Source organism: Chitinimonas sp. (assembly GCF_041904975.1).
Taxonomy (GTDB): Bacteria; Pseudomonadota; Gammaproteobacteria; order Burkholderiales; family Chitinimonadaceae; genus Chitinimonas.
The window spans coordinates 1-7,601 of record NZ_JAYRLZ010000215.1 but is presented as its reverse complement, the minus strand read 5'-3'; the positions used below and the strand labels follow the sequence as shown (position 1 = coordinate 7,601).

Annotated in this window: 7 protein-coding genes; 2 read left to right on the top strand and 5 right to left on the bottom strand. The window is 62.4% G+C overall.

Translation table 11 applies throughout. The features are described from left to right. A partial coding sequence (locus ACE3OH_RS16830) for a CoA transferase (RefSeq protein WP_374355627.1) occupies positions 1 to 551 on the top strand: 551 nt, incomplete at its 5' end. A gap of 18 nt (positions 552 to 569) precedes the next feature. On the opposite strand, the gene ACE3OH_RS16825 is transcribed toward ACE3OH_RS16830, so the two are convergent. The 3 genes from ACE3OH_RS16825 to guaA all read right to left on the bottom strand — a co-directional run bounded on the left by ACE3OH_RS16825 (position 570) and on the right by guaA (position 4,863). Beyond that, entirely contained in the window at positions 570 to 1,778 is a 1,209-nt protein-coding gene (locus ACE3OH_RS16825; RefSeq protein ID WP_374355623.1) for an HD-GYP domain-containing protein, read from the bottom strand. A gap of 181 nt (positions 1,779 to 1,959) precedes the next feature. Beyond that, a complete protein-coding gene (locus ACE3OH_RS16820; protein WP_374355620.1) occupies positions 1,960 to 3,225 on the bottom strand; it encodes a DUF6445 family protein in 1,266 nt (421 codons plus the stop codon). 60 nt (positions 3,226 to 3,285) lie between these two features. Continuing rightward, entirely contained in the window at positions 3,286 to 4,863 is a 1,578-nt protein-coding gene (gene guaA, locus ACE3OH_RS16815; RefSeq protein WP_374355617.1) for a glutamine-hydrolyzing GMP synthase, read from the bottom strand. Between the two features lie 358 nt (positions 4,864 to 5,221). Here guaA and ACE3OH_RS16810 point away from each other — a divergent pair, with 358 nt between their 5' ends. Next, positions 5,222 to 5,554: a hypothetical protein gene (locus tag ACE3OH_RS16810; RefSeq protein WP_374355614.1), complete on the top strand. Its 333-nt coding sequence runs from the start codon at positions 5,222 to 5,224 to the stop codon at positions 5,552 to 5,554. Between the two features lie 52 nt (positions 5,555 to 5,606). Here the strand turns inward: ACE3OH_RS16810 and ACE3OH_RS16805 are convergent, their stop codons facing one another. Beyond that, entirely contained in the window at positions 5,607 to 7,226 is a 1,620-nt protein-coding gene (locus ACE3OH_RS16805; RefSeq protein ID WP_374355611.1) for an acyl-CoA synthetase, read from the bottom strand. A 96-nt stretch (positions 7,227 to 7,322) separates the two neighbouring features. Further along, positions 7,323 to 7,601, bottom strand: a 279-nt coding sequence (locus tag ACE3OH_RS16800; RefSeq protein WP_374355608.1) for a sodium-independent anion transporter, incomplete at its 5' end; no start/stop codon positions are given.

Here is a 7,601-nt window from a genome sequence, read left to right as displayed (position 1 = left end):
AGGGCTATCGTCCCGGTGGCCTCGCCGATCTCGGCTTCAGCCCACAGGCGCTGGCCCGCCGGCGGCCCGGGCTGATCTATGTCTCGCTGAGCGCCTATGGCCAGCATGGCCCCTGGGCCGACAAACGCGGCTTCGATTCATTGGTACAGACCGCCACCGGCTTTAACCATGCGGAGGCCGAGGCCGCCAATGAGGCGACGCCGCGCGTATTGCCCATGCAGGTACTCGATCATGCCTCCGGCTATTTGCTTGCCTTTGCCGCCATCGCCGCCCTGCACCGCCGCGCCACCGTAGGCGGCAGCTGGCATGTGCGGGTTTCACTGGCGCAGACGGCCAACTGGCTGCGTAGTCTGGGCCGCATCGACGGTGGACTGCATTGCCCCGGTATCGGTCATGAATCAGTCGGCGATCTGCTGGAGGAAAGCCCATCCGGCTTCGGGACCATGACAGCGGTACGCCATGCCGCGCAGCTGGCGGCGACGCCAGCGCACTGGGCACTGCCCAGCATGCCGCTGGGTAGCCACCGGGCCAGCTGGGACGAGGCTCTGTAGGCTTCGCCCAAAGCGGGCTCAGGCGGCCATCGGCTCCAGGCGATGCTGGCCGGCGTTGGCCGCAACCAGGCTGGCATCTGGCCCCTTCATCGAGGCCACCGCGCCCCAGATGGCTTCCATATTGACGTAGGCCGTAAAGCTTTTCGGGTCGACCGAATCAGTGATCGCGTAGTCGCGGGTATCGGTTTCGCGGCGCAGCACCAGCGACATCGGCGCGCCGCCGGCATTGATGAAACTGGCCACTACCGGCGTTTGCGGGCTATTGCCGTGTTTGACCACGATGCCGATCTCGCCATTGGCCAGCTTCACCAGCAAGCCGGCCGGATACACCCCCAGCGCCTTGATAAAGAAGGCCGTCACCGCCGGGTCGTAAGCCTTGCCGCGTTCGAGCAAGAAGCCGCGCAAGATCACATTGGATGCAATGGCCGGCCGGTACAGTGCCGGCGTTACCCGTGCACAGAAGATATCGGCCAGGCAGATCAGCTGACCATCGCTGGCAATGGCGCTGCCATTCAGATGCGCCGGATAGCCGCTGCCATCGAGGCGTTCATGGTGGTGCAACACGGCATTGAGCCAGATCGGGTCAGTGACACCGGCCTTGACCAGCAAGTCATGCGCTTCCTGCGGATGGCGGTCCATCCGTGCACGTTGCGACGGGGTCAGCGGTGCATTTTGCTGCTTGAGCTCATCCTGGAAATCGGCCATGGAGATATTCATGGTCAGCGCAGCCGCCACCAGCGAGGCTTCATGTTGTGGTGTCATCCCCATGGCGCGGGCTACCAGCCGCACTACAACCGCCACATCCAGCATATGGCGGGTGGCATAGCGCCCTTCCTGGCGCAGCATCACCATGGCCAGCGCTACATGCGGATCATGGCTGCAGGCGGCGTCGACCTGGCGGGCGATCTCGTCGATGCAAGACGCCAGGCGCCCCTGCCGGGCGATATTGTCGAGGTCTTTGAACAGCTGATCGAGGCGGCGCCGCGCATTGCACAGCGTGGCGGCAACCGAGGGCGGCTCCTGCTCCTCGGCCATGGCCTCATTGCGTGATTTGGCCAGCGCGGCGGCATCGGCATACAGGCCCACGCCTACCAGCCGCTCCAGCTGGCTTTCGCTATTGATGATGTGCCCTTTGCTGAGCAGCAAACGGCCATTGCGGTCAAACACATCCCAGCGCAATGCTTGCCCAAGCTGGATATCCGACTGTCTTACCCGCGCATTTGCCATACTGCCCGCTCCGTGGAGAGAATCAGGTTCTGCTCGGGCCCAGCAAGGCGCTAGGGTTTTCCCGCAGACGAAGCGCGAACAGTATCGTAAAATTATATATTATAAAATAGTAACTTATGCCGTCCGTCGGATTCGCACACGCTGACTGCAGCGCAAGCTTCCGGCGCTCGCCTTCGGGCTATCAAACCACCTCGAAGGTAAACAAACGGGTCAGGCGGCCATCGCTGAAATCGCTTCCGAACACACTGTCGATGGCATGAAAGTAATTGCCCTTGTACAGAACCAAGCGGTTGTACGCCATCGGCACGGTAAACAGCTTGTGCCAGCGCTGGCGCTGTGCTGTCAGCTCGGTAAAAGCGCGCTCGCCGGCAATCGGCAATTCGCGGCGCAGAAAACTGCGAAAGTCGGCCAGCCCGGCCTCGCGCAACTGCGCATCGCTTGGCCGCTTCAGCCAGCCAGTAGCCTGATGGCGCCAAAAGCTGGTGCCACCCTGGCAATGCACCGGCAAAGTCAGGTAGAGCACGGCCGCATAGCGCTGCGTTTGAACTGCCTGCTCGTCATCGACATGGATATCGGTCCGCGCCTGGGCATCGGCCAGTGACAGGCGCAACACACCATTGTCGGGCGAGGCCCATTTGATGCGGCGATGCAGGCAATCGGCAATGGCTTGCATCAGCTCATCACAGCGCAAGGCGGCTGTCTGCTGCCCCGGATAGTTGCCCTGCGCCGGCCGGTAAGTTTGCGCCATGGCCCACTGGCGCATGGTATCCGGGTCGGGCAGGAAATCATCAAACACCTGCAGATCAGCGCCGTGCAGGACCTGATCGATCAGCTCGTCTGCCTGTAGCTCCCGCGCAATTGACTGCTGCGCCGTGTTGGCCGCCCGGCCAAGCGCGGCCGGCTCGGCATAGCCGATGCAGGCTTGCTCAAGGATGGCCGGCGACAACGCGTAGGCCGCCTCGAATGCCTCGCGGGCCAGGGCCAGCCTATCGCTACGGTAGGCCATTTGCGCCAGCGCCAGCCATTCACTTGCCTGCCGAGGCTCTGCCGTGCATAGCGCATGCAGCACCTGCAGTGCCTCATCCACCGCACCGTGCTGCTCACACAGGCGCGCCAGCAACCGCCCGACCGCCGCATCGTGCGGCGTGCCGGCCCAGGCTTGCCGTGCCATGCCCAGCGCTGCATCGCCGCGGCCTGCGCGCTCGTAAAGGCGTGCCAGATCGAGGCGTATGCCGGGTAGCTCGGCAATCGCCAGTGCACGCTCCAGCATGATGCGGCCCATATCCGCCATGCCCTGCTGCGCCAAGGCCAGCCCGAGCTGATGCATGGCTGGCGCAAACTGCGGTGCCAGCGTCAAAGCCTGCTGATACAGGGCAGCAGCCTCCCGTGCCCGCCCCAAACTCGCCAGCTGGCGCCCCTGGTCCAGTAATTGCTGTGCGCGATCCATCTACCTCACCCAAGAAAATGGCCCGCACAGGGCGGGCCAAACTCAATCGATACGTGCAGCTTATTCCCACTCGATGGTCGCTGGCGGCTTGCCGCTCACGTCGTACACCACCCGATTGAGGCCGCGCACCTCGTTAATGATGCGATTCGATACCCGCCCCAGCAGCGAATACGGCAATTCCGCCCAGTGCGCGGTCATGAAATCGCTGGTCACCACGGCACGCAGGGCGCACACATAGTCATAAGTGCGACCATCACCCATTACCCCGACCGACTTGACCGGCAGGAACACGGCAAACGCCTGCGAGGTGAGGTCGTACCAACTCTTGCCGCTTGCCTCGTCGCGGGTATTGCGCAGCTCTTCGATAAAGATCGCATCGGCACGCTTGAGCAGCTCGGCATACTCGCGCTTCACTTCGCCGAGAATACGCACGCCCAGGCCCGGGCCGGGGAAGGGATGGCGGTACACCATTTCATGCGGCAGCCCCAACGCCACGCCCAACTGGCGCACTTCATCCTTGAACAGCTCGCGCAGGGGTTCGAGCAGCTTGAGATTGAGCGTCTCGGGCAGGCCACCAACATTGTGGTGGCTCTTGATGGTGTGCGCCTTCTTGGTCTTGCTGCCGGCCGACTCGATCACATCCGGGTAAATGGTGCCCTGGGCCAGCCACTTCGCATTGGGGAGCTTGGCCGATTCGCGCTGGAACACTTCGACAAATTCGCGGCCGATGATCTTGCGCTTGGCTTCCGGGTCGGTCACACCGGCCAAGTGGCCCATGAACTCGGCACTGGCATCGACATGGATCACCTTCACGCCCAGATTGCGCGCGAACATATCCATCACCATCTCGCCCTCGTTCAGGCGCAACAGGCCATGGTCAACGAAGACGCAAGTCAGCTTGTCGCCAATGGCACGGTGGATCAGGGCCGCGGCCACGCTGGAATCCACACCGCCCGACAGGCCCAGGATCACTTCCTCGTCACCGACTTGCTCGCGGATCTTTTTCACCGCTTCGTCGATGTAATTGGGCATGGTCCACGAGGGCTGCGCGCCCGCCACATGCAGCACGAAGCGATGCAGGATCTCGGTGCCCTTTTTGGTGTGGGTGACTTCCGGATGGAATTGCACGGCATAGAAATGGCGTGTTTCATCCGCCATGGCAGCAATCGGGCAGGAAGGCGTTTCGGCAATGATGCCAAAGCCGGGCGGCAGCGCGGTGACCTTGTCGCCATGGCTCATCCACACGTCCAGCATGCCCTCGCCGGCATCGCCCACCCGGTCCTGCAAACCTTCCAGCAAGCGCGAATGGTTACGGGCACGAATCTCGGCATAGCCAAATTCGCGCTTGTCGCCGCCCTCTACCTTGCCGCCCAGGGCCTGCGCCATCCACTGCATGCCATAGCAGATACCCAGCACCGGCACGCCAAGCTCCAGCAAAGCCGGATCAGCCTGGTAGTCGCTCTCGTAAACGGAATTGGGGCCACCAGAGAGGATGATGGCCTTGGCACCGAAGGCCTTGATCTCGGCCAGCGGCATATCGTAAGGATGAAGTTCGCAGTAGACATGCGCTTCGCGCACGCGGCGGGCAATCAGTTGTGCAACTTGCGAGCCGAAATCGAGGATAAGGACTTTGTCCATGGCGGGGCGGCTTTCCTTGCAAAAACCGGATTTTACCTGATCGGCGCGCTCGACCCAAACCCGGCAAAGCGTTGAACGAATCCAGTTACGCACAAAAAGCGCACTTCGCCTGCCGCGGCAGGGGCGGAAAGGGCGAAATAAATTCACAAGAAATCAACATCTTGCCCGACCCTGCTTAAGTCCCGATATGGACTCCTCCCGGCTTGCAAGCCTGCCGGGCTTCCCGGGGCCAGCTATTCAAGTTGAACAGCGATCCATTCAGGGCTTTCCCCCCGCTGAGTCATGAGATGTCTGTAATGGGTCGGAGCTACGCACGACCAAGCGCCATCAGCGCTACGGGTCGATCGAGGGGCATGACATGAATATTGCGTCAGCAGGCAGCAATGGTTTTGCCAGTAGCAATCTGCAATCAGGAAAACCGGCTGCACGGCTTGCGGTACTGCAGGGGCAAATCGATATCCTGCAGCGCAAATACGCCGATATCTGCGGCTGCCAGACCACGCCGCGCGATGAGAAGCTCAAGGAGGAAACCCGGCTCAGCCAGCAGATGGCGGCGCTACAGGCCCAGATTGAAACGCTGAAACAGGCCAGCCGACCAGCGCCGAGCGATGGGCCGGCGGGCGAGGTTCGCCCCACACCCGCCCGGCAAACTGGCCACAACGTGGCAGCCATCATCGACATCCGCGCCTGATGCAGTGCGGCGCTCGCCAGAGCACGAGCGCCGTTGATTGTCGACTGCTGCGCTAGCCAGCCTCTTCAACCCGCTTGCGCAGGGCGAATTTCTGGATTTTGCCGGTCGCCGTTTTGGGCAATTCGCCAAACACCACATGGCGCGGCACCTTGAAGCCGGCCAGCAGCTGCTTGCAGTGGGCGATGATTTCCTCGGCGCTTACCGTCGCGCCGGCGCGCAGTTCGACAAAGGCGCAGGGGGTTTCGCCCCATTTCTCATCGGGCTTGGCCACTACCGCCGCCACCATCACGGCAGGATGGCGGTACAGCACATCCTCCACCTCGATGCTGGAAATGTTTTCGCCGCCCGAGATGATGATGTCCTTGCTGCGATCCTTGATCTTCACATAGCCATCCGGGTCCAGCACCGCCAAGTCGCCGCTGTGGAACCAGCCGCCGGCAAACGCTTCTTCGGTGGCCTTGGCGTTTTTCAGATAGCCCTTCATGGCCAGATTGCCGCGGAACATGATCTCGCCCATGGTTTCGCCATCGGCCGGTACCGGCTGCATGGTGGCCGGGTCCAGCACGGTCATGCCGGCCTGCAGGTGATAGCGCACCCCTTGCCGGGCATTGAGGCGGGCGCGCTCCGATAGCGCCACCTCATCCCAGGCCGCCTGTTTGGCGCAGACGGCGGCAGGGCCATATACCTCGGTCAGGCCGTAGACATGGGTGATGTCGAATCCCATTTGCTCCATCCCCTCGATCATCGCGGCCGGCGGCGCGGCACCGGCCACCATCGCCTTGACCTGATGGTTGATGCCGGCGCGCAGCTCGCTCGGGGCATTGACCAGCAGATTGTGCACAATCGGTGCACCGCAATAGTGGCTGACGCGCTCGCGGCGGATCAATTCGAAAATCAGCGCCGCATCGACCTTGCGCAGGCACACGTTAACGCCGGCACGGGCGGCAATGGTCCACGGGAAGGTCCAGCCATTGCAATGAAACAGCGGCAAGGTCCACAGATAGACCGGATGCTTGGGCAAATCCCATTCCAGAATATTACTGGTTGCGGCCAGGTAGGCGCCACGATGCGAATAGACCACCCCCTTGGGGTTGCCGGTGGTGCCCGAGGTGTAGTTGAGGCAGATCGCCTCCCACTCATCCGCCGGCGGCTGCCAGGGCGCGTCCGGGTCGCCGCTCTCAAGCAGGGCTTCGTATTCAAGCGTGCCGATCGGCTCGCCGCTGCCGCTGTATTGCGGGTCATCGACATTGATCACCAGCGGTTTGACCTGGCAGCGCAGCAAGGCCATGCCGATGACGCCGGCAAACTCGCGATCGACCAGGATCGCCTTCGCCTCGCCATGATCGAGCATAAAGGCCAGCGCCTCGGCGTCGAGCCGGGTATTGAGGGTATTGAGCACCGCACCGCACATCGGCACGCCGAAGTGCGCTTCCACCATGGCCGGAATATTCGGCAGCATGGCCGCCACCGTATCGCCACGCTGTATGCCGTGTCGCTTCAAGGCCGATGCAAGGCGAGTACAGCGCGCATGGGTTTCGCCCCAGCTGCGGCGGATATCGCCGTGCACGATGGCGACGCGGTCCGGATACACCTCGGCAGCGCGCAGCAGAAAGTCGATCGGGCTAAGCGGGGCGAAATTCGCCGGGTTTTGCGAAAGGCCTGTTGTGTACACCGTTGTCTCCTTGACTGTTGATCTTCGGGTACTGCCAGGGTGCATACTGCGCCGCGCGCGGCGCTCACACCTTGCTGTGGCGCAAATGATAGCGAGTCAGATGACGAAATCCTCGCCATGGTGATGTTTCAGGCTGCTCATCGCCGCATGGGTTGACAGGAACAGCTGGCCAGTCAATTCCTGCAGAAAGCCGCTGGCCTTGAGCTGATCGAGCACCGGCCCCTTGACCTCGGCCAGATGCAGCACCACGCCCTGCTCGTGCAGGCCGCGATTGAGTTCGCGCAAGCCCTGCAAGGCCGATACATCGATAGCGTTGACGGCAGACAGCACCAACAAAAGATGGCGGGTTGCCGGCCGCGCCTGCAATTTCTCCAC

Coding starts and splice junctions, on each gene's coding strand:
- ACE3OH_RS16810 (WP_374355614.1), top strand. CDS start 5,222: ATGAATATTGCGTCAGCAGGCAGCAATGGTTTTGCCAGTAGCAATCTG.
- ACE3OH_RS16820 (WP_374355620.1), bottom strand. CDS start 3,225: ATGGATCGCGCACAGCAATTACTGGACCAGGGGCGCCAGCTGGCGAGT.
- guaA (WP_374355617.1), bottom strand. CDS start 4,863: ATGGACAAAGTCCTTATCCTCGATTTCGGCTCGCAAGTTGCACAACTG.
- ACE3OH_RS16825 (WP_374355623.1), bottom strand. CDS start 1,778: ATGGCAAATGCGCGGGTAAGACAGTCGGATATCCAGCTTGGGCAAGCA.